The sequence below is a fragment of the Rhizobium sp. ZW T2_16 genome (genome assembly GCF_044987325.1).
In the GTDB taxonomy this organism is placed as follows: Bacteria; Pseudomonadota; Alphaproteobacteria; order Rhizobiales; family Rhizobiaceae; genus Neorhizobium; species Neorhizobium cellulosilyticum.
The window spans coordinates 60,797-81,371 of record NZ_JBJDRG010000007.1; the positions used below are offsets into that span (position 1 = coordinate 60,797).

Annotated in this window: 21 protein-coding genes; 14 read left to right on the forward strand and 7 right to left on the reverse strand. The window is 60.3% G+C overall.

The window, feature by feature from the left end:
• Window positions 1-122 precede the first annotated feature (122 nt).
• The 3 genes from ACI3K0_RS18055 (at window position 123) to ACI3K0_RS18065 (ending at window position 2,849) form a co-directional block, all read left to right on the forward strand.
• Window positions 123-1,076, forward strand: coding sequence for an ABC transporter substrate-binding protein (locus tag ACI3K0_RS18055; protein ID WP_404945854.1), 954 nt, complete (start codon window positions 123-125; stop codon window positions 1,074-1,076).
• A gap of 100 nt (window positions 1,077-1,176) precedes the next feature.
• Complete coding sequence (locus ACI3K0_RS18060; RefSeq protein WP_206828672.1) at window positions 1,177-2,058, forward strand: ABC transporter permease; 882 nt, start codon at window positions 1,177-1,179, stop codon at window positions 2,056-2,058.
• Window positions 2,055-2,849, forward strand: a complete 795-nt coding sequence (locus ACI3K0_RS18065; RefSeq protein ID WP_183828470.1) for an ABC transporter ATP-binding protein — start codon at window positions 2,055-2,057, stop codon at window positions 2,847-2,849. Before ACI3K0_RS18060 ends, ACI3K0_RS18065 begins: the two co-directional genes overlap by 4 nt.
• Before the next feature lie 21 nt (window positions 2,850-2,870).
• On the opposite strand, the gene ACI3K0_RS18070 is transcribed toward ACI3K0_RS18065, so the two are convergent.
• Both ACI3K0_RS18070 and ACI3K0_RS18075 read right to left on the reverse strand, forming a co-directional pair.
• Window positions 2,871-3,512 carry a LysE family translocator gene (locus ACI3K0_RS18070; RefSeq protein ID WP_183828467.1) on the reverse strand — a complete coding sequence of 214 codons (642 nt, stop codon included), beginning with the start codon at window positions 3,510-3,512 and terminating at the stop codon, window positions 2,871-2,873.
• 70 nt (window positions 3,513-3,582) lie between these two features.
• Entirely contained in the window at window positions 3,583-4,440 is an 858-nt protein-coding gene (locus ACI3K0_RS18075) for an SDR family NAD(P)-dependent oxidoreductase (RefSeq protein ID WP_183828464.1), read from the reverse strand.
• A 102-nt stretch (window positions 4,441-4,542) separates the two neighbouring features.
• On the opposite strand from ACI3K0_RS18075, the gene ACI3K0_RS18080 reads away from it, so the two are divergent.
• The 3 genes from ACI3K0_RS18080 (at window position 4,543) to ACI3K0_RS18090 (ending at window position 6,417) form a co-directional block, all read left to right on the forward strand.
• Window positions 4,543-4,791: a type II toxin-antitoxin system ParD family antitoxin gene (locus ACI3K0_RS18080; protein WP_183828461.1), complete on the forward strand. Its 249-nt coding sequence runs from the start codon at window positions 4,543-4,545 to the stop codon at window positions 4,789-4,791.
• 72 nt (window positions 4,792-4,863) lie between these two features.
• Complete coding sequence (locus ACI3K0_RS18085; RefSeq protein ID WP_394353686.1) at window positions 4,864-5,082, forward strand: type II toxin-antitoxin system RelE/ParE family toxin; 219 nt, start codon at window positions 4,864-4,866, stop codon at window positions 5,080-5,082.
• 111 nt (window positions 5,083-5,193) lie between these two features.
• On the forward strand, window positions 5,194-6,417 hold the full coding sequence (locus tag ACI3K0_RS18090) for an argininosuccinate synthase (protein ID WP_183828456.1): 1,224 nt from the start codon (window positions 5,194-5,196) through the stop codon (window positions 6,415-6,417).
• 53 nt (window positions 6,418-6,470) lie between these two features.
• Here the strand turns inward: ACI3K0_RS18090 and ACI3K0_RS18095 are convergent, their stop codons facing one another.
• Both ACI3K0_RS18095 and ACI3K0_RS18100 read right to left on the reverse strand, forming a co-directional pair.
• The gene (locus ACI3K0_RS18095; protein ID WP_183828616.1) at window positions 6,471-7,646 is read right to left on the reverse strand and encodes a multidrug effflux MFS transporter; all 1,176 of its coding nucleotides are present in this window, start codon (window positions 7,644-7,646) and stop codon (window positions 6,471-6,473) included.
• A 22-nt stretch (window positions 7,647-7,668) separates the two neighbouring features.
• Window positions 7,669-8,166: a MarR family winged helix-turn-helix transcriptional regulator gene (locus tag ACI3K0_RS18100; RefSeq protein ID WP_148147826.1), complete on the reverse strand. Its 498-nt coding sequence runs from the start codon at window positions 8,164-8,166 to the stop codon at window positions 7,669-7,671.
• A gap of 158 nt (window positions 8,167-8,324) precedes the next feature.
• Here ACI3K0_RS18100 and ACI3K0_RS18105 point away from each other — a divergent pair, with 158 nt between their 5' ends.
• From ACI3K0_RS18105 to ppa, 7 genes are all read left to right on the forward strand, one after another.
• The gene (locus ACI3K0_RS18105) at window positions 8,325-10,412 is read left to right on the forward strand and encodes a M3 family metallopeptidase (protein WP_183828453.1); all 2,088 of its coding nucleotides are present in this window, start codon (window positions 8,325-8,327) and stop codon (window positions 10,410-10,412) included.
• Window positions 10,413-10,524: 112 nt separating this feature from the next.
• Window positions 10,525-11,619, forward strand: a complete 1,095-nt coding sequence (locus ACI3K0_RS18110) for an ABC transporter ATP-binding protein (protein ID WP_404945855.1) — start codon at window positions 10,525-10,527, stop codon at window positions 11,617-11,619.
• Window positions 11,620-11,647: 28 nt separating this feature from the next.
• Window positions 11,648-12,607, forward strand: coding sequence for an ABC transporter substrate-binding protein (locus ACI3K0_RS18115; protein ID WP_206828664.1), 960 nt, complete (start codon window positions 11,648-11,650; stop codon window positions 12,605-12,607).
• 130 nt (window positions 12,608-12,737) lie between these two features.
• Complete coding sequence (locus ACI3K0_RS18120) at window positions 12,738-14,417, forward strand: ABC transporter permease (protein ID WP_404945856.1); 1,680 nt, start codon at window positions 12,738-12,740, stop codon at window positions 14,415-14,417.
• Window positions 14,418-14,541: 124 nt separating this feature from the next.
• Window positions 14,542-16,362, forward strand: coding sequence for a translational GTPase TypA (gene typA, locus ACI3K0_RS18125; RefSeq protein ID WP_148147831.1), 1,821 nt, complete (start codon window positions 14,542-14,544; stop codon window positions 16,360-16,362).
• Between the two features lie 198 nt (window positions 16,363-16,560).
• Entirely contained in the window at window positions 16,561-17,070 is a 510-nt protein-coding gene (locus ACI3K0_RS18130; protein WP_183828439.1) for a GNAT family N-acetyltransferase, read from the forward strand.
• A gap of 134 nt (window positions 17,071-17,204) precedes the next feature.
• A complete protein-coding gene (gene ppa / locus ACI3K0_RS18135; protein WP_148147833.1) occupies window positions 17,205-17,738 on the forward strand; it encodes an inorganic diphosphatase in 534 nt (177 codons plus the stop codon).
• Here ppa and ACI3K0_RS18140 read toward each other — a convergent pair whose 3' ends face one another.
• Window positions 17,739-18,047 carry a DUF167 domain-containing protein gene (locus tag ACI3K0_RS18140; RefSeq protein WP_404945857.1) on the reverse strand — a complete coding sequence of 103 codons (309 nt, stop codon included), beginning with the start codon at window positions 18,045-18,047 and terminating at the stop codon, window positions 17,739-17,741.
• Window positions 18,044-18,334: a YggT family protein gene (locus ACI3K0_RS18145; RefSeq protein ID WP_148147835.1), complete on the reverse strand. Its 291-nt coding sequence runs from the start codon at window positions 18,332-18,334 to the stop codon at window positions 18,044-18,046. Before ACI3K0_RS18145 ends, ACI3K0_RS18140 begins: the two co-directional genes overlap by 4 nt.
• 189 nt (window positions 18,335-18,523) lie before the next feature.
• Between ACI3K0_RS18145 and ACI3K0_RS18150 the strand changes: the two genes are divergently transcribed.
• Window positions 18,524-19,762, forward strand: coding sequence for an MFS transporter (locus tag ACI3K0_RS18150; protein WP_183686355.1), 1,239 nt, complete (start codon window positions 18,524-18,526; stop codon window positions 19,760-19,762).
• Between the two features lie 28 nt (window positions 19,763-19,790).
• Here ACI3K0_RS18150 and ACI3K0_RS18155 read toward each other — a convergent pair whose 3' ends face one another.
• Window positions 19,791-20,573 (reverse strand): glutamine amidotransferase, encoded by a 783-nt coding sequence (locus tag ACI3K0_RS18155; RefSeq protein WP_148147837.1) that lies wholly within the window; start codon window positions 20,571-20,573, stop codon window positions 19,791-19,793.
• Window positions 20,574-20,575: the final 2 nt, after the last annotated feature.

The following is a 20,575-nucleotide window of genomic DNA, read 5'->3' on the forward strand; positions in this document are numbered from 1 at the left end:
CATGGCTGCCGAAAGCAGGTGTCGGTGTGTCGCGGATCAGTCGCTGCGGTCAGGTGTTTGTTGATTTCGGCTGCCCGGCTCCCTAAGAAGCCAAAAAGCTAAAAATCGCCCGGAGGAAACCTATGCGCGCTTTCATTCTTGCCCTTGCTGCAGCGACGGCTCTCGCCATGCCTGCAAAAGCTGCCGACGTCACTGTCGCCGTGACGGCGATCGTCGAACATCCTGCACTCGATGCCGCTCGTGACGGCGTGAAGGCAGCACTGGCCGAGGCAGGCTACAAGGACGGTGAGAACCTGAAATTCCTGTATGAGTCCGCGCAGGGCAATCCCGGCACGGCCGCGCAGATCGCTCGCCAGTTCGTCGGCGAAGAGCCGAGCGTCATCGTGCCGATCTCCACGCCTTCGGCCCAGGCCGTCGTTTCCGCAACTCGCGATATTCCGGTTGTCTTTACTGCCGTTTCCGATCCGGTCGGTGCGCAGCTGGTCAAGGATGTCGCCAAGCCCGGTCGCAATGTAACCGGTCTTTCGGACATGTCGCCGGTTGCCGAGCATATCAAGCTGATCAAGGAAATCTCGCCGAACGCGAAGTCGATCGGTTTCCTTTACAACACGGCTGAAACCAACTCGGTTTCGATCCTCGCGGCGCTGAAGGAAGAAGCTGCCAAGAACGGCATGACGGTGGTGGAATCGGTTGCGACAAAGTCCGCTGAAGTGCAGGGCGCTGCCCGCGGTCTCGTCGGCCGCGCCGATGTCTTCTACATCCCGACCGACAACACGATCGTTTCGGCGTTCGAAGCCGCCGTCGGCGTTGCCGAAGAAGCCAAGATCCCGCTTTATGCCGCCGATACCGGTTCGGTCGATCGTGGTGCCGTTGCCGCTCTCGGCTTCAACTATTACGATGTCGGCAAGCAGACCGGCGTGATCGTTGCCCGTATCCTCAAGGGTGAGGCTCCCGGCGATATTCCGGTGACCGTTGCTGCCGGTACCGATCTCGTCATCAACAAGGGTGCTGCAACCCGCATGGGCGTGACGCTGCCTGAGGCCATTGTTTCGCGCGCCACGCGCACGGTCGAATAAGCCGTCTCTCATCAACGCACCGGATGATATCATCGTCATCCGGTGTGACCGACGACCAACCGGCGCGAAACGCGACGGATAAAAAGGGGAGCACGACAAGGTGCTTAGTCAGATCGCCTTCTGGGGCGCAGTGGAACTCGGGCTGGTTTTCGCCTTTGTCGCCATCGGTGTATTTCTCGCCTTCCGCGTGCTCGATTTTCCCGATCTCACGGTCGACGGGTCGTTTCCGCTCGGTGCAGCAGTTGCGGCCGTGCTGATCACTGTTGGTATCAATCCGTGGATTGCGGCCTTGGCTGCCATGCTGGCCGGTGCCGCTGCCGGGACGGTGACGGCGTTTCTCAACGTGCGCTTCCGTATCCTCAACCTGCTCGCCTCGATCCTGACGATGATCGCACTCTTTTCCGTAAACCTCCGGGTGATGGGAAAGCCGAATGTGGCGCTGATCAATGCCGATACGATGCTGAGCCCGTTCTTCGGCCTGGGCCTGCGTGAAGTATATGTGCGGCCGCTGTTCGTCGGCGTGCTGGTGGTGATCGCGGTCATCGCCGTCTGGCGCTTTCTCGAAAGCGATGCCGGGCTTGCCATGCGCGCGACCGGCGCCAATCCGCGCATGTCGCGGGCGCAGGGCATCGATACGAGCTGGCAGGTCTATCTCGGTCTTGCGCTTTCCAATGCGCTTGTGGCGCTGGGTGGTGCATTGTTTGCGCAGACCAACGGTTTTGCCGATGTCACCTCCGGTGTCGGTACCATCGTCGTCGGTCTGGCCGCCGTCATCATCGGCGAGACGCTGTTCGGCGCACGTGGCATCCTCTTGGCGTTGATCGGCTGCGTTGTCGGCTCGATCCTCTATCGCATCGCCATCCAGCTGGCGCTTTCGACGGATGCACTTGGCCTCAAGGCCTCCGACCTCAATCTCGTCACCGCCGTTCTGGTGGCCGTGGCGCTCGTTCTGCCGCGCCTGCGCCGGGGAGCTTCGTCATGATCGATCTCAGCAATATCCATGTCACCTTCGGTAAGGGCACGCCGCTGCAGAAGGAGGCGCTGAAGGGCGTCAACCTGACGATCGAGGAAGGCTCATTCGTGACCGTGATCGGCTCTAACGGTGCCGGCAAATCGACCCTGCTCGGGGTTCTGGCCGGCGACGTGCTGGCCAACGAAGGCAAGGTGATGATCGGCAAGACCGATGTGACGCGCAAGTCGACATCCGCGCGTGCCGGTCTGGTCGCCCGCGTGTTCCAGGATCCGCTGGCGGGCAGCTGCGGCTCCCTGTCGATCGAAGAAAATCTTGCTCTTGCGGCACGCCGTGGCGAGATCCGCGGCCTGCACTCGGCGCTCGGCCCGCGCCGCCGCGAGCTCTTTCGCGAGCGGGTTGCCGAACTTAATTTGGGGCTTGAAAATCGGATGAAGGACCGCATGGATCTTCTCTCCGGCGGTCAGCGCCAGGCGGTGTCGCTGGTCATGGCGACGATGGCTGGTTCGGATGTGCTTCTGCTCGACGAGCATACGGCGGCGCTCGATCCGGGCATGGCGGAGTTCATCATGAATCTTACCCAGCGCGTCGTCTCGGAGCGCAAGCTCACCACGCTTATGGTCACGCATTCCATGCGTCAGGCGCTGGATTTCGGGCACCGCACGATCATGCTGCATGGCGGCGAGATTATTCTCGATGTCAGTGGCGAAAGCCGCAAGGACCTGCAGGTCGAGGACCTGATCGCCATGTTCCGCAAGATGCGCGGCGAAACGCTGGACGACGACGCATTGCTGATCGGCTAATGCCGGTCAGCGCGTCATTTGTCAGCGTGCCTGTGTGAAGAAGATCTTTGCCGCGAAGATCGAGAAGACGCCGGCAAAGGTGTAGTCGATGCCGCGCAGGATTTTTGGATTGGCCTGCAGCCAGGCGGAAAGCCTGTCTGCAGCCAGCACGACGATGACGTTGATCGGCATGCCGATGGCGATGAAATAAAGCCCGAAGAAGATCAGCTTTCCGGTGACATGCGGATCCTGCGCCGAGACGAATTGCGGCAGGAAGGTCATGAAGAAGATGATGACCTTGGGGTTGAGGATATTGACCCAGAAGCCAAGCGACATGCTGGCAAACGGGCTGCTTTGCGGCCGCTCGACCTTTTCGACCGACAGGCTGGAGCCGAAGCGGATTGCCTGGATGGCGAGCCAGAGAAGATAGGCAGCACCGCCGGTCTTCAGGATGAAGAAGGCGGTCGGCGAGGCGGTGATCAGCGCGGAAATCCCAAAGGCGACCAGAAGCGTGTGGCAGACGATGCCGAAGTTCGTTCCGAGCACGACGAGCAGCGCCGTCTTGCGGCCTTCGCTGATCGCGCGGCTGATCGACAATGTCATATCCGGCCCTGGCGTGATCGACAGGAGAAGACCGGCGGCGGTGAAGGCGATGAGTGTCGGCAGGCTCGGCAGGAATTCCATGATCGTTCTCGAAAGCCGGAAATTGTTCGTCCGGTTTATCCGGCTTTCGAGCCTATGCCAATTCGATCAATCAGCGGTTGTTGATGAATTGTTTTGATGCGTCGGCAAAATCCGGGTGCCAGCGGGAAAGCGGTGGGCGGTTTTCGATTACGTCGCCGATCGCCCAGGCCATGCGTCGCTCGTCTGTGGCCCGATCGACATCGTTGTCGGGGCAGAGAATGTAGAAATCGCCGCGCCCGAGGCTTTCGAGCATGAAATCAACCGTCTGCTCCGAGGTCCATGCCCCTTCCGGTTTTTCCGTCCGGCCATTAGCTGCGAGCGGAGTGAAGACGAAGCCGGGGATCAGGAGGTGGGCCGAGACCTGGCAGCCTTCGGTGTTGCGCAGCTCGTGCTGCAGCGCTTCGGTGAAGGTTTTTACGCCTGATTTGGAGACGTTATAGGCTGGATCGCCGGGTGGCGTCGTGATGCCCTGCTTGGAGCCGGTATTGATGATCAGCGCCGGTTCGCCATGGGCGATCATCGCGGGGCCGAAGATGCGGCTGCCGTTGACGACGCCCATCAGGTTGACGGCGAGCACATTTTCCCAGTTCGCCTGCGGGCCGAAAATGCTGCTGCCGGGCTGTATGCCGGCATTGTTCATCAGCACATGGACGCGGCCGAAACGTTGGATGACGGCCCGTTCGAGCGCTGCGATCTCGTCCGGCTTCGACACATCGGTGCCGATTGCCGCGACGTCATGTTCGCCGCCCTCGGCAAGTGCTGTGACTTCGCGGGTCGCCTCAACGAGCTTTTCGCCCTCCAAATCGACAAGCACGACGGAGAGACCCATTCGGGCAAATTCCTTCGCCGCAGCAAGCCCGATGCCGGAAGCGGCTCCGGTGATGACGGCGACATTGTCCTTTTTCAGAGCGGGATGAGTAACGGTCATGGGTCGGTCTCCTCTATGACGCTGCTGTTCAAAGGTCCGGGGGGATATGGTATCTATCGCTACCCCGTCAACATGACGGGATATTGAAGTGGAGTCAGGCCGATGGGCGAGATCATATCGATCAGGGTGGATGAAGAAACGGCCGCCTATGTCAAAAAGCAGGTGGATGGCGGACGTTATGCTTCCGAAAGCGAAGTGATCGAAGAGGCGCTGAGGCTTCTGAAGGAAAGCGAAGAGGACGAGATCGAGGCGCTTCGGATGGCGATTGATGAAGGCGAGGCTTCGGGCGAGCCGCAGCCGTTCGATCCCGACGAATTCATCGCCGAGTTGCATCGCAAACATGTCGGCTGAGCGGACCGGATACGGGCTTTCTCCACGCGCAAGCCGGGATCTCACAGATATCTGGCTATACTCGCGTGATACATGGTCCGTCGCCTAGGCGGATATTTATTATCGCGAGCTGATTCGGTCATGGATGGTCTGGTAGCCGGCGCGAGACGCGGAAGGCCGATCGACGATATTCGCAAAGGCTATATGAGTTACGCCACGGGTTCACATCGGATCATCTATCGGCAGCGAGGTAGCGTGTTGCTCATCATCCGTGTTCTTCACCAGCGGATGAATGTGCGGCGTCATCTCTGACGTTGTTTCTCCGGGTTTTCCTTGCGCGGCTCCAGAAACTCGCTAAAAACTTCGGCGATCCAATTTCGGCGGATTTGTCTCCGCCGCCACCCGCAGACGGACATATTCATCATGGCACTCCCGAAAGACGTAAAGAAGGTCGTTCTCGCCTATTCCGGCGGTCTCGATACCTCGATCATCCTGAAATGGCTGCAGACCGAACTCAACGCTGAAGTCGTTACCTTTACAGCCGACCTTGGCCAGGGCGAAGAGCTCGAGCCGGCGCGCAAGAAGGCCGAGATGCTGGGCATCAAGGAAATCTTCATCGAGGATGTCCGCGAAGAATTCGTCCGTGACTTCGTCTTCCCGATGTTCCGCGCCAATGCCGTTTATGAAGGCGTCTATCTGCTTGGCACGTCGATCGCCCGTCCGCTGATCTCCAAGCACCTGATCGAGATCGCCAAGAAGACCGGCGCCGACGCGATCGCTCATGGCGCGACCGGCAAGGGCAACGACCAGGTTCGTTTCGAAATGTCGGCCTATGCGCTGAACCCCGACATCAAGATCATCGCGCCGTGGCGCGACTGGTCTTTCAAGAGCCGCACCGATCTTCTGAACTTTGCCGAACAGCACCAAATCCCGGTTGCCAAGGACAAGAAGGGTGAAGCGCCGTTCTCCGTCGACGCCAACCTGCTGCACTCGTCCTCCGAGGGCAAGGTTCTTGAAGATCCGGCCGTCGAGGCTCCCGAATATGTGCATATGCGCACGATTTCGCCGGAAGCTGCTCCTGACCAGGCAACCACGATCAAGATCGGCTTCAACAAGGGTGATGCGGTCTCGATCAACGGTGTCGCCATGTCGCCGGCAACCCTGCTTGCCCAGCTCAACAACTATGGCCGCGACAACGGCATCGGCCGTCTCGACCTCGTTGAAAACCGCTTCGTCGGCATGAAGTCGCGCGGCGTCTACGAGACCCCCGGCGGCACTATCCTGCTGGCCGCTCACCGCGCAATCGAATCGATCACGCTCGATCGCGGCGCTGCTCACCTCAAGGATGAGCTGATGCCGAAATATGCCGAGCTGATTTATTACGGCTTCTGGTTCTCGCCGGAGCGCGAAATGCTGCAGGCCCTGATCGACAGGAGCCAGGAACATGTCGAAGGTGAAGTGACGCTGAAGCTCTACAAGGGCAATGTCATGGTGATCGGCCGCGAAAGCGCCAAGTCGCTCTATTCCGACCAGCTCGTCACTTTCGAAGACGATCACGGCGCTTACGACCAGAAGGATGCAGCCGGCTTCATCAAGCTGAATTCGCTGCGCCTGCGCACGCTCGCCAAGCGCAACCAGCTGAAATAATCGGGCTTACCGATTTGTCAGATCAGGCCCCGCTGTCATCGCAGCGGGGTTTTTTATTGGCGGCGGCTGATGAAACGGTTGGCGAGGTAGGCCGCGACCGCGGTGAATTCCATGATGGGGATGATCGTGCCGAAGGAGGTCAGCGGGTTTGCGAAAGTGGCAGCGACCAGCCCGCCCACGAAGCCGCCGCCCATCTGGATGAAGCCCATCAGCGCAGAGGCGGAGCCTGCGACCTTCGGAAATGCGGCGAGGCCGGAGGTGACGACATGCGGCGTCAGAAAGGCGATGCCGAAGGTGCAGATGCCGACCGGGACCATGATCGACAGGAAGTTCGGATCGAGCAGGTGTACGGACAACAGCATCAGGAAGCCGCCTGTTCCGCAGAAGCCGATGCCGATCGCAACCGCTGCGGGGCCTGATATGCGGCCGGAGATCATGCGCAGAGTGATCGAACCCGTCAGGTAGGAGCCGGTCTGCGCCAGCATGCCGAGGCCGAATTGCGTCGGGCTGAGGCCGACCACATCGATCAGGACGAAGGGCAGCATGGTGCCCTGGGCATAAAGCGCGCCGATAGAGCCGCCGAGGATGAGCGAGGGGAAGAGGAAACGCAGGTCGGTGATCAGGCCGGCATAGGTTTTGACCAGCGTGACGGGCTGCAGGCGCGAGCGATCAGGAATGGCCGTTTCCTTCAGCGCGAAGATGCAGGTCAGCAATGCGATCGCGCCGAAGGCGATCAGCAGCAGAAAGATCGACTGCCAGCCGAAGGCTGAAAGGGCAAGTCCGCCGATAGTGGGGCCGAGCGCCGGGCCGATCGCCAGAATGATGCCGATCATGTTCATGATCCGCGCGGCCTGCCCTCCGACAAATTGGTCGCGCACGGCAGCGCGGGCAACGGTGACACCGACAGAGGCGCCGATGCCCTGGATCAGCCGTCCCGCCAGGATCCAGTTGACGTCGATTGCCATGGCGCAGATCAGCGAGCCCAGGACATAGATCATCAGGAAGGCGATCGAGGCTTTCTTCCGGCCATAGGCATCCGACACCGGGCCGGCGAGCAGCTGGGCTAAGGCGAAGCCGCCGAAATAAAGCGAGAGCGACAGCTTGATGGCGGATTCCGTCGTGCCGAAAGCGCGAACCAGTTCCGGCATGGCGGGTGTGTAGACCGCCATCGACACTGGCCCGATTGCAGTCAGAAGCGCACCGATGACGGTCGTGCGCCGCTCCGTCATGATTGTCGGGCGGGCGGCGGTATCAGCGTCGCTCATCGGCACCCGTTGGAGCGGGAGGAGAGGTCTCCTGGAGATTCCTATTCACCGCGGAAAGCGACGCTTCCAGTTGGCTTTTTGCCTCCAGAGACAGGCCGGATGTCGCATGGTCGAGAATGACGTGGAGCTCGGCGCGGATCCTGCGGATCATGTCATCCGACGTATTTGTCAGGGCAATCCGCTTGGCGCGCCGATCGGCTGCGCATTTATGGCGCTCGATCAGACCAAGTGTCTGCAATTTGTCGAGATAGGTGCAGAGCGTCATTGGCTCGACGCTCATCTGCGAGGCAATATCGAGCTGCCGGCTGCCTTCATGATCGGCGATGTGTATCAGCGCCCTTGCCTCGCCGGGGGTGAGGCCCAGCCCTGCCGCGTTGATGCGATTTTCAAACGCCGTTCGCAATGCACGCGCGGTATCGACGATCAACAGACCCAGGATATCGCCTTGCGGCACATCATGGGAGATTTTGACTGGAAGGCTCATAAGGTTGACTTACTATCTTTCCGCGTGGCCGCAAACGGAAAAGCTCGCCGCCGCGTGGAACGACTGCGTGAAGCTTCGCTTTGTCGTACTTGATCCAGACACTCGACAACCTATCCTGTAGACCAGAAACAAATCAGAATCGCAGAAGGATTTCCCTTATGGCCAACGCTTCCGTCAACCGTGCCCTTGTCGATTGGAGCGGGCATGAAGGCCTGCCGCGGTTCGATCTCGTGAAAGACGAGGATTTCGCTCCCGCTTTCGAGGTGGCTCTGGCAAGCCACGAGGCGGAGATCGACGCTATCGCCAACAATCCGGAAGCGCCTAGCTTTGAGAACACCGTCGTGGCGCTGGAAATTGCCGGTGACGAGCTTTCCCGCGTCTCCTCCCTGTTCTGGGGCAAGGCCGGCGCGCATACGAACGAGACGATCCAGGCGCTGGAGCGGGAAATCGCGCCGAAAATGTCACGGCATTATTCGAAGATCGGCACCAATGCCGCTCTTTTCGGTCGCATCGATGCTTTGTGGGAAAAGCGGGCGGAGCTTGGCTTGACGCTCGAGCAGGAGCGGGTGCTGGAGCGCCACTGGAAAGGCTTCGTCAAATCGGGTGCCAAGCTTGAGAAGCCCGAGCAGGACCGGCTTTCTTCGATCGGCGAAAAGCTTGCCGGTCTCAGTGCGCAGTTCGGCCAGAATGTTCTCGGAGACGAGAAGGAATGGTCGTTGAAGCTGACCGACGAGGCCGAGCTGGAAGGCCTGCCGGATTTTCTGCGCGATGCGATGGCGGCTGCCGCCAGGGATCGCGGCGAGGCCGACGGCTATATGGTGACGCTGTCGCGCTCGATCATCGAGCCGTTCCTGACATTCTCGGCCCGGCGCGACCTGCGCGAGCAGGCGTTCAAGGCCTGGGTGGCGCGCGGTGAAAACGGTGGTGCGCGGGACAATGTAGCGATCGTTCGCGAGACGCTGGCGCTGCGTGCGGAAAAGGCAAAGCTTCTGGGTTATGAAAACTTTGCGGCCCTGAAACTCGACAACACGATGGCAAAGACCGCCGACAACGTGAACGACCTGCTGCACAAGGTCTGGGACAAGGCGCGTTCCAAGGCGCTGGAAGAAGAAGCAAGCCTCGGCAAGCTGGTGGCGGAAGAGGGCAAGAACCACCCGGTCATGCCGTGGGACTGGCGTTATTATGCCGAGAAGCTGCGCGAGCGGACCTTCTCCTTCTCCGAATCCGAGCTTAAGCCCTATCTGCAGCTGGAAAAGGTCATCGAAGCCTGTTTCGATGTTGCCAAGCGGCTGTTCGGCGTGACGCTGGCCGAGCTGAAAGGCATTGCCGCCTATCATCCGGATGTGCGGGTGTTCGAGCTGCGCGACGAGAGCGGTGCGCTGAAGGCACTGTTCCTCGGCGATTATTTCGCCCGGTCCTCCAAGCGGTCCGGCGCGTGGATGAGTTCGTTCCAGTCGCAGCACAAACTGCCATTGAAGAATGGTGCTAAGGGCGAGCTGCCGATCATCTACAATGTCTGCAATTTCGCCAAGCCGGCGGAAGGCAAGCCTGCTCTGCTTTCGCTCGATGACGCCCGCACGCTCTTCCACGAGTTCGGCCATGCGCTGCACGGCATGCTGTCGGATGTCACCTATCCGTCCGTCTCCGGCACGGGCGTGTCGCGCGATTTCGTCGAACTGCCGTCGCAGCTTTACGAACACTGGCTGACGGTGCCGGAAATCCTCGAAAAATATGCGGTGCATTACGAGACCGGCAAGCCGATGCCGAAGGAGCTGCTCGACAAGGTTCTGGCGGCGCGCACCTTCAATGCCGGTTTTGCGACGGTCGAGTTCACCGCATCGGCGCTGGTCGACATGGCGTTCCACACGCGGGCTCCGTCGGATGATCCGATGGCGGTGCAAGCGGAGGTTCTGTCGGAGTTGAAAATGCCGGCCTCGCTCGTCATGCGCCACGCAACGCCGCATTTCCAGCACGTGTTTTCCGGTGAGGGATATGCAGCCGGATATTATTCCTACATGTGGTCGGAAGTGCTGGATGCGGATGCGTTTTCGGCCTTCGAAGAGGTCGGAAATCCGTTCGATCCGGTCATGGCGCGCAAGCTCAAGAACAACGTTTATTCTGTTGGCGGCTCGATTGATCCGGAAGTCACCTACAAGGCCTTCCGCGGCAAGCTGCCTGATCCGACGGCGATGCTGAAGAAAAAGGGATTGGCGATGGTGGCGGAGCTTTCGGGCGGCGACGCCTGATCTTATCCCGCTCTTCGCGAACAACTGTCATCCTGGTGTCATAAAAATGTAACCCGCCTGTCATGCAGGCTGACTATGGAACCGGCATCATCTTCTGCCGACGCCGGTTCCCATGAAAATTGATAGCCTTGCACGCAACGTTGCCGTATCGACGGCCGGACTGGAGCTGCACTATGGTGCAACGCCGGTACTCAAGGGCATCGATGTGGCTTTGGGGCAGGGCAAGACGCTTGCGCTTCTCGGTCCTTCCGGTTGCGGCAAGACCACGCTCCTGCGGTTGGTGGCCGGGCTTCTTGCGCCAAGCAAGGGTTCCGTCTCGATCGCCGGGCAGGTGGTTGCCGATGCCGCAAGCGGCATGTTCGCACCGCCGGAAAAGCGTAATCTAGGCATGGTTTTCCAGGATTACGCGCTCTGGCCGCATATGACGGTCGGCGGCAATGTCTCCTTTCCGCTCGAGATGCGCGGCATCGGTCGCGCCGAGCGCGAGCAACGCACCATGCATGCCTTGGAGCGCGTCGGGCTTTCCGCCTATGCCGGCCGCCGGCCGAGCGATCTTTCCGGCGGTCAACAGCAGCGCGTGGCAATCGCGCGGGCGATCGTTGCCGAGCCGCAGCTTATCCTGTTCGACGAGCCGCTTTCCAATCTCGACCGCGAATTGCGCGAAAACATGGTTGGCGAACTGGCGGAACTGATCGCCTCGCTCGGCCTCACCGCCATCTATGTCACCCATGATCACTCGGAAGCGCTGACGCTTGCCGATCAGGTCGCCGTGATGCGCGGCGGGTTGATCGAACAGCTCGCGAGCCCGGACGAACTGGTGGCGCAGCCGGCGACCCCCGAAGTTGCCGACTTCCTGCGACTAGGTGGCATTGCCGAGTTGCAAAACCGCGATGCCTGCTGGTTCTTCGGCAATAGCGACGTTGCGTTGATGCGCGCCGATCATGGCTCGGCCGGCACGCGCAGCATTCTCATCCCTGTCTCGGCCATCACGCCCGGCGAGATCCAGCAGGATCGGGTGGCCGCCAGCGTGCTGCGCTCGCAGTTCCGCGGCGACGGGCATCTGGCGACCGTTTCGCTGATCGGCGCCGATCAGGTCGAGCTGCAGGTCCTGAGCCGTCACAAGCTGAAGCCCGGCGATGGCGTCGGCCTTTCCATCGATCTCGACCAGATCCGCTGGTTTGAAAATTCACGTCATCCGCATCTGTAAGCATTCACCCCAACAGGAGTTTTGGGACATGTTCAAGTCGTTGAAGAGCATTACATTCGGTGCCGTTGCCGCCGTCCTGATGGCCGGCGTCGCGCATGCCGACATCACCGTCTACACCGCCGGCCCGCAGAGCCTGATCGACAAGATGTCGGAAGGTTTCACCAAGGAAACCGGCATCAAGGTCAATGTCTTCCAGGCAACCACCGGCAAGGTCATGGCCCGTATCGAGGCCGAAGCATCGAACCCGGTCGTCGACGTTCTGATCTCGGCGTCCTGGGATACCGCGACCGACTTCGAAAAGCGCGGCTGGCTGGTCAAGTATTCCAGCCCCAACGCTGCCAAGGTTCCGGATTTCCTCAAGTCCGACTATGCCGTCGCACAGGGCATCTCAGCTCTCGGCATTGCCTGGAACACCAAGAGCGGCACGCCGAAGCCGTCCGAATGGGCTGACCTGACCAAGCCGGAATACAAGGACATGGTCAACATTCCCGACCCGGCACAGTCCGGCTCGTCCTTCGAGCTGACGGCTGCCCTTGCCGGCCAGGACGACTTCAAGCTGTTCAAGGACTTGCAGGCTAACGGCGCGATCATTGCCGGCGCCAATGCCGAAGCGCTGAACCCGGTTCTGCAGGGCGCCAAGGCTGCCGTCTTCGGCGCGGTCGATTACATCACGCTTGCTGCCGCCAAGAAGGGCGAAAGCGTTGAGGTCGTCTTCCCGGCTTCCGGCACCGTCATTGCACCGCGTCCGGCGATGATCCTCAACTGGTCCAAGAACCAGGACGAGGCCAAGAAGTTCATCGACTACATGCTGTCTGACGCCGGCCAGAAGATGGTTGCCGCCCAGATGCTGATGCCGGCCCGCAGCGACGTTGCCGCCGACCGTCCGCTGATCAGCGACCTGAAGCTGCTGAAGTTCGACAACGCCGCGGTCTATGGCAAGCGCAAGGAAACACTCGGCGAGATCACCAAGATTTTTGGTGGCAAGTAATTTTCGCTGCGACGCCGTCTACTCTTTGGAGCAGGCGGCGTTGTTTCACTTTGAACGTCGCGCATCATTTTTCAGGTCATCTCATCCTATGGCTTAAAGAATGCTGCGGCAGGACATAAAGGACTGAGTGATGGCGGCAAAAAGCGTTGGCGGACCGGCCCCGGCGGCATGGCTGGCGATTGCAGGACTGCTTCTCGTCGTTGCCGTACCCTTTGCAGCGGTCGTCATGCAGGGCGTTTTTCCTGAGCTCGGCCAAGGCTCGTTTGCGAAGCCTTTTTCCTCCTTTATCGCCACGCTGAATGACGGTGCCTTGATCGGCATGGCCGGCAATACGATCCTGCTCGGTTTCTGCGTCGTGCTGGCTTCGGCTGTGGTGGCTGTGCCGCTCGGCGTGTTTCGCGCGCTCTATCGCGTGCCGGGGGCGGCGCTGTTCGACGTGGCTCTTCTCGTGCCCTTCATGATCCCGCCCTATATCGCGACGCTCGGCTGGATCATGACGCTGCAGCCGCGCGGGTATCTGCAGCAGCTGGTCGGTTTCAATCTTTCGCCCTTCCTGTTTTCTCTGGCCGGCATGACCATGGTCATGGCGTTCAACACGTTCCCGGTCGTCTATTTCGCCGTGTCGCGCACGGTGGAGGCTGTCGGTGCGCGTTATGCGGATGTCGGCCGCGTGTTCGGCGCAACACCGGCACGCGCCTTCTGGCGTATCACGCTTCCCCTGTCTGCTCCGGGTCTGGCCGCCAGCCTGATGCTGGTGTTTGCCGCGGCGATCGAGGAATACGGCACGCCGGCAGCGCTTGGCCGCCGCGCCGGTTTCCAGGTTCTCGTCACCGGCATCGATCTTCGCATTTCCGACTGGCCGATCGATCTGCCAGGCGCCTCGATCATGTCGCTGCTGCTGGTGGGGCTTTCGCTCCTGACCTTCCTCGGCCAGCGCTGGATCCTGTCGCGGCGCTCCTACCAGACGGTCAACGGCAAGCCGACAGCCAAGGACAAGCGACCGCTCGGGGCGATGAAGTGGCCGGTACTTACGGCTTTCATCATCGTCTCGTTCCTTGCCACCGGCGTACCGCTCCTGTCGATCCTTGCAACCGCCATGTCGCGGACGATTTCCGGCGGGCTGGCGCTCGACAACATGAGCTTCGACAATTTCCTGCAGGTGTTCGGGAACAGTGCCGGGGCGCTCGGTGCGCTTGCCAACAGCTTTTCGCTCGGTATCGGCACGGCGCTGACTACGGGTCTCATCGGTGTGACGGCCGCCTATACGGTGGTGAAGACGAAAATCTGCGGGCGACTAGCGATCGACAGCCTGACGATCATTCCGAATGCGCTTCCCGGCATCGTCGTCGCCGTCGGCCTGATCCTCGCCTGGAACATGCCGTGGTTGCCGCTGACGCCCTACAATACGCCGTTCATTCTGCTGCTTGCCTATTGCTGCATTTTGCTGCCGCAGACGATGCGTTACTCCACGGCCGCCTTCCAGCAGATCGGCGACAATCTCGAAGCCGCCGCCCGCGTCTTCGGCGCGTCCGGCATTACCGCCTTCCGCCGCATTCTCCTGCCACTGGTTTTCCCTAGCCTCGCTTCGGCCATGCTGCTCGTCTTTGCGCTTGCCTCGCGTGAGCTGGTAGCGTCCGTCGTCATCGCGCCGGTCGGCATGCAGACGATCGCCACGTTCATCTGGCGTCAGTTCGAACAAGGGTCGATCGGGCTCGGCATGGCCATGGCTTTCATCGCCATTCTCATTACCACTCTCCTGCCGCTTCTCCTGCTTGCATTGTTGAGAAGGAGCGGTCTCGTCGCCGAATAGACCCATGGATTAAGCCGTTGCGCTCGGCCCCCCTTTCGCATTTGCAAAAAACGGGGTATGAGCGCGCCAACGAAATTGGCGTGGCCCCGTGATTGTTGCGCCCCAACTTCAGAGAACCTCTAATATGGCACTTCGCAACATCGCGATCATCGCGCACGTTGACCATGGCAAAACGACGCTCGTTGACGAGCTCCTGAAACAGTCGGGCTCGTTCCGCGAAAACCAGCGCGTTGCAGAACGCGTCATGGACTCGAACGATCTCGAAAAGGAACGCGGCATCACGATTCTCGCCAAGGCGACGTCGGTTGAATGGAAGGGCGTTCGCGTCAACATCGTCGACACCCCCGGCCACGCCGACTTCGGCGGCGAAGTCGAACGTATTCTTTCGATGGTGGACGGTGCGATCGTTCTGGTCGACTCGTCTGAAGGCCCGATGCCGCAGACCAAGTTCGTCGTCGGCAAGGCGCTGAAGGTCGGCCTCAAGCCGATCGTTGCGATCAACAAGATCGACCGCCCGGACGGCCGCCACGAAGAAGTCATCAACGAAGTTTTCGACCTGTTCGCAAACCTCGACGCCACCGACGAGCAGCTCGACTTCCCGATCCTCTACGGTTCGGGTCGCGATGGCTGGATGAACGTCAACCCGGAAGGCCCGAAGGACGAAGGTCTGGCACCGCTGCTCGATCTCGTGCTCAAGCACGTTCCAGAGCCGACAGTCGAAGAAGGCCCGTTCCGCATGATCGGTACGCTTCTCGAAGCCAACCCGTTCCTCGGCCGTATCATCACCGGTCGCGTCGCTTCCGGTTCGATCAAGCCGAACCAGGCCGTCAAGGTTCTGTCCCAGGACGGCAAGACGGTTGAAACCGGCCGTATTTCCAAGATCCTCGCATTCCGCGGCATCGAGCGTACTGCCATCGACGAAGCGATCGCTGGTGACATCGTCGCCATTGCCGGTCTGTCCAAGGGCACCGTTGCCGACACGTTCTGCGATCCTTCGGTGACCGAGGCCATGCAGGCCCAGCCGATCGACCCGCCGACCGTTACCATGTCCTTCATCGTCAACGACAGCCCGCTTGCCGGCACCGAAGGCGACAAGGTGACGAGCCGCGTCATCCGTGATCGTCTGTTCAAGGAAGCCGAAGGCAATGTTGCGCTGAAGATCGAAGAAGCCGAAGGCAAGGATTCGTTCTACGTGTCCGGCCGCGGCGAACTTCAGCTCGCCGTTCTGATCGAAACCATGCGTCGCGAAGGCTTCGAGCTTGCCGTTTCGCGTCCGCGCGTCGTCATGCACAAGGACGAGAACGGCACCACGATGGAGCCGATCGAAGAAGTCGTCATCGACGTCGATGAAGAACATTCCGGCGTCGTCGTTCAGAAGATGTCCGAGCGCAAGGCCGAGATGACCGAACTGCGTCCTTCGGGCGGCAGCCGCGTTCGTCTGAAGTTCCTCGCTCCGACCCGTGGCCTGATCGGCTACCAGTCTGAACTTCTGACCGACACGCGCGGCACGGCGATCATGAACCGCCTGTTCCACGATTATCAGCCTTACAAGGGTGAAATTGCCGGTCGTACCAACGGTGTTCTTCTGTCCAACCAGGCCGGTGAAGCTGTTGCTTACGCCATGTTCAACCTGGAAGACCGCGGCCCGATGATTATCGAGCCGGGCGAGAAGGTCTATGCCGGCATGATCATCGGCATCCATACCCGCGACAACGACCTCGAAGTCAACGTTCTCAAGGGCAAGCAGCTGACGAACATCCGTTCGGCCGGCAAGGACGAAGCCGTCCGCCTGACCCCGCCGATCCGCATGACGCTCGACCGCGCGCTCTCCTGGATCCAGGACGACGAGCTGATGGAAGTCACGCCGAAGTCGATCCGCCTGCGCAAGATCTATCTCGACGCCAACGACCGCAAGCGCTTCGACAAGTCGAAGGCAGCTCTTTAAGCCGTCCTAAAATCTAGTTGTGAAAAGCCCGGCCGCAAGCCGGGCTTTTTTGTGTTCCTGCAAATCGCACAGCTTGTAACCGAGGTTAAAAAAGCGTTAACTCGATGGACATTGTCCCCATCAGAACTCTGTGGGCAATCCGTCTGGTTAATGATTGACCGATGGCGGAGCCCGCATAGCAGGACCTAAAGTCGCGTTATGAAGACGTTGTCTATCGATGTTCGGCGGGCAGATCCGCAGGATGCCCGAGCCATCTCGGATGTACACCGGCAGAGCTGGGTGCAGGCCTATGCGGGTCTCATTCCGCACAAGCCGCTGATCCAGATGCTGGAACGTCGTGGCGAGAAATGGTGGCGCAAGGCAACGGACGGGCCGGCAACGCTTCTCGTGGTTGACGTCGCCGGCGAGATTGCCGGTTACGCGACGGTTGGCCTCAACCGCGCCCGGGCGCTGCCCTATGACGGCGAAATCTACGAGATCTATCTGCGGCCGGAATTCCAGGGCATCGGGCTCGGACGGCGGCTCTTCGGCGAAAGCCGCAAGCTTTTGACCTCGCTGGGCTGCCGCGGCCTGGTCGTCTGGTGCCTGGAAGACAGCGAGCATGCGATCCGCTTCTTCCGCCGTCACGGTGGCAACGATGCCGTTGAGGGGATGGAGGATTTCGGTGGTTCGCAGCTGAAGAAAGTCGGCTTCGTCTGGCAGAATTGATATGCCCTCAAGGTGTGTCGAGGAATAACTTTCCTCTCCTTGCGTGGCCGGCCCCGTCAATTCAATGGCTTATTGCCTTGGAGCCGGATTTTCGCTATCGACGCTTGGTGAATTGAACCTAATTGAGGATCACGATGCGTATCGATGCAATTTCCATCGGCAAGAACCCGCCTGAAGACGTCAACGTCATCGTCGAGGTGCCGGTTGGCGGTCAGCCGATCAAGTACGAGATGGACAAGGAAGCCGGTGCTCTGATCGTCGACCGTTTCCTCTACACGCCGATGACCTATCCGGGTAACTACGGCTTCATCCCGCACACGCTTTCCGAAGACGGCGACCCGTGCGACGTTCTGATCTGCAATACCCGTCCGCTGGTTCCGGGCTGCGTCATCAACGTTCGCCCGATCGGCGTGATGATCATGGAAGACGATGGCGGCAAGGACGAAAAGATCCTCGCCGTTCCGGTTCCGAAGCTGACCCAGCGCTACGACAAGATCAAGAACTACACCGATCTGCCGGAAATCACGCTGAAGCAGATCGAGCACTTCTTTGAGCACTACAAGGATCTGGAGCCCGGCAAGTGGGTCAAGATCGGCGGCTGGCAGGATGTCGACGTTGCAAAGCGCCTTATCGTCGAGGCGATCGACCGCTACAAGGCCCAGAAGTAATCAGCCAATCAGGCTTTCGATCTTCATTTTCAAATCCTCCGGGTCGCCATCGATCCGGAGGATTTTTTTACGCGCCGTTTCACCGGAGATGAAAGATATCGAGCTTTTCGGCACGCGCAGCTTCTTTGAGAGAAGTGCGATCAGCGCCTTGTTGGCCTTGCCGTCTTCCGGCACCGCAGAGACACGCGCTTTGAGAAACGCGTTACCCTCCGCATCCGTCTCGATACCATCGATCGCGTCGCGGCCGCCATTCGGGGTGAGCTTGATGCTCAGCCCTATATGGTCGGCGTGAACGCTTATCGAACTCACGCGAAGATCGGGTAGAGGGTCGTCCACATGAAGGAACGCAGGAAGAAGATCAGCAGCAGAACAATGATCGGGGAGATGTCGATTCCGCCGAGATTTGGCATGACACGACGGATCGGGCGCAGGACTGGTTCCGTGACGTTATAGAGGAAGCGGCCGATGGCATCGACGAACTGGTTGCTCGAATTGATAACGTTGAAGGCGAAGAGCCAGGAGAAGATGGCGCTGGCGATCAATATCCAGGTGTAGAGGTTCAAGGCCAGGTCAATGGTCTGAAACAGGGCGAGCATTCAGGTCTCCAATCTTGTTGCCAGGCCCCATCCTTCAGGATCGCGGCGGTCGGCCCACAAATTCCAAGTTGACAGACATGTAGACATTGGGGAACTAACGGGCAAGTGTCGCACCCGCCGCAGTTTCAGCATGTTTAACAGTGGCGCAACGCGAATTCGTCCATGACGGTCCACTGAAAGTCGCTTGTGATGTCCATTCCTGCCTCTGACGACCGCTTTGCAGCTTTTCGCCATTCGTCCTACACAAAGTTCTTCCTGTCGCGGTTCTTCGCTGGCTTCGCCATCCAGATCATCAGCGTTTCGGTCGGCTGGCAGATGTATGATGAAACCCGCAACCCGCTCTATCTGGGTCTGATCGGGCTGTTCCAGTTCCTGCCTTCGCTGCTGCTTATCCTTGTCACGGGTACAGTGGCCGATCGATATAACCGGCGCATGATCATGGCGATCTGCATGGTCATCGGTGCAGGCTGTGCGGCGGCGCTTCTGGGGCTGACCGTCGCCGGTGCCTTTTCACCCTGGCTGGTTTTCGCCATCCTCGTCGTATTCGGCATCGAGCGTGCCTTCATGGGGCCGGCGGTGCAGTCGCTCGGGCCGAACCTCGTGCCGGAGAAGGACCTTGCCAATGCGATCGCCTGGAATTCGTCTTCCTGGCAGACGGCCTCCATTCTCGGCCCGGTCTTCGGCGGCCTGCTTTATGGGCTGAATGCGACGGCTGCCTACATCGTGGCGTTCGTATTGCTGACGCTTGCCGCACTTCTCGTCTTCATGATCCCGAAGCCGGCGCAGCGGACCTCGGCTGCCAAGGTCGATGTCGCCCATCTGCTTGCCGGGTTCCGTTTCATCTTCAGCGAGAAAGTGGTCCTCGGCGCGATCTCGCTCGATCTGTTCGCGGTGCTTCTCGGCGGCGCTGTCGCGCTCATGCCAATCTTCGCACGTGACGTGCTCGAACTTGGCCCATGGGGCCTCGGCCTGTTGCGTGCCGCACCAGGTATCGGTGCGATCGTCGTTGCCGTCTGGCTTGCCTTCCACCCGATCCGGCATCATGCCGGGGTTGCGATGTTTGTCGGCGTCGGCTTTTTCGGTCTCGGCACGCTGATCTTCGGCCTCTCCTCGACGCCATGGCTCTCGATCGTTTCACTAATGATCATGGGCGCGGCCGACATGATCTCCGTCTATGTCCGCGAAACGCTGATTGCGCTCTGGACGCCGGACGAGGTGCGCGGGCGGGTCAACGCCGTCAATATGGTGTTCGTCGGGGCCTCAAACGAGCTGGGCGAATTCCGCGCCGGCACGATGGCGCATTTCATCGGCGCAGTGCCCGCCGTCGTCATCGGCGGCGTCGGCACGCTTGCCGTCACCGTCATCTGGGCGCTCGGCTTTTCGAAGCTCAGAAGGATCGACACGCTGGAAGCGCCGGAGCGCAACTAATCCGGTCGCTGCGGACACCCGCTGCAGCTCAGCTTTGCGCCACTTCGGTTGCCGGCATCGATGCGCCGTATCGGGGTGAAGCTGCTGCTACGGCCTTTTTGTTCAGGAACACCATATCGAGGAATTCCGACAGCCAGGCCTTGAGCGGCGCATCGAACATCATGCGGCCTTCGAGGTGCTCGCTGCCCTGCTGCGCGTTGGGCATGGTGAAGCGCTCTGCGCCGTGAACGACCCAACGCTGCATCATCGCGCGGGTCAGTTCCGCGTGGAACTGCACGCCCCAGGCATTGTCGCCGTAACGGATCGCCTGGTTGGGATAGGCGTCACCTTCCGCCAGAAGCTTGACACCGCGCGGAACGTCAAAGCCTTCGCGATGAAAATGGTAGACCATTTTCGGCCATTGCATCAGCAGCCGGCCATGTTCGGTCGGGCGTAAGGGGTACCAGCCGATCTCGGTGATCTCGCCCTGTTTCGCGCCTACCTTGCCGCCGAGGTGGCGCACCATCATCTGGGCGCCGAGGCAGATGCCGAGATAAGGCTTGTTTTCCTTCAAGGGGACACCGATCCAGTCGGTCTCCTGCTTGACGAACGGGTCGGGATCGTTGGCGCTCATCGGTCCACCGAAAATGACGGCGCCGGAATGTCCGGCGAGCGTTTGCGGCAATGCTTCGCCCAGAACCGGACGGCGGATATCGAGCGGAAAGCCCTTCTCAAGAAGCATCTGGCCAACGCGGCCGGACGACGAGCGCTCCTGATGGAGAACGACGAGAACGGGAAAGAAATCTGTCTTTCGCGGAGGCATTACGAGCATCA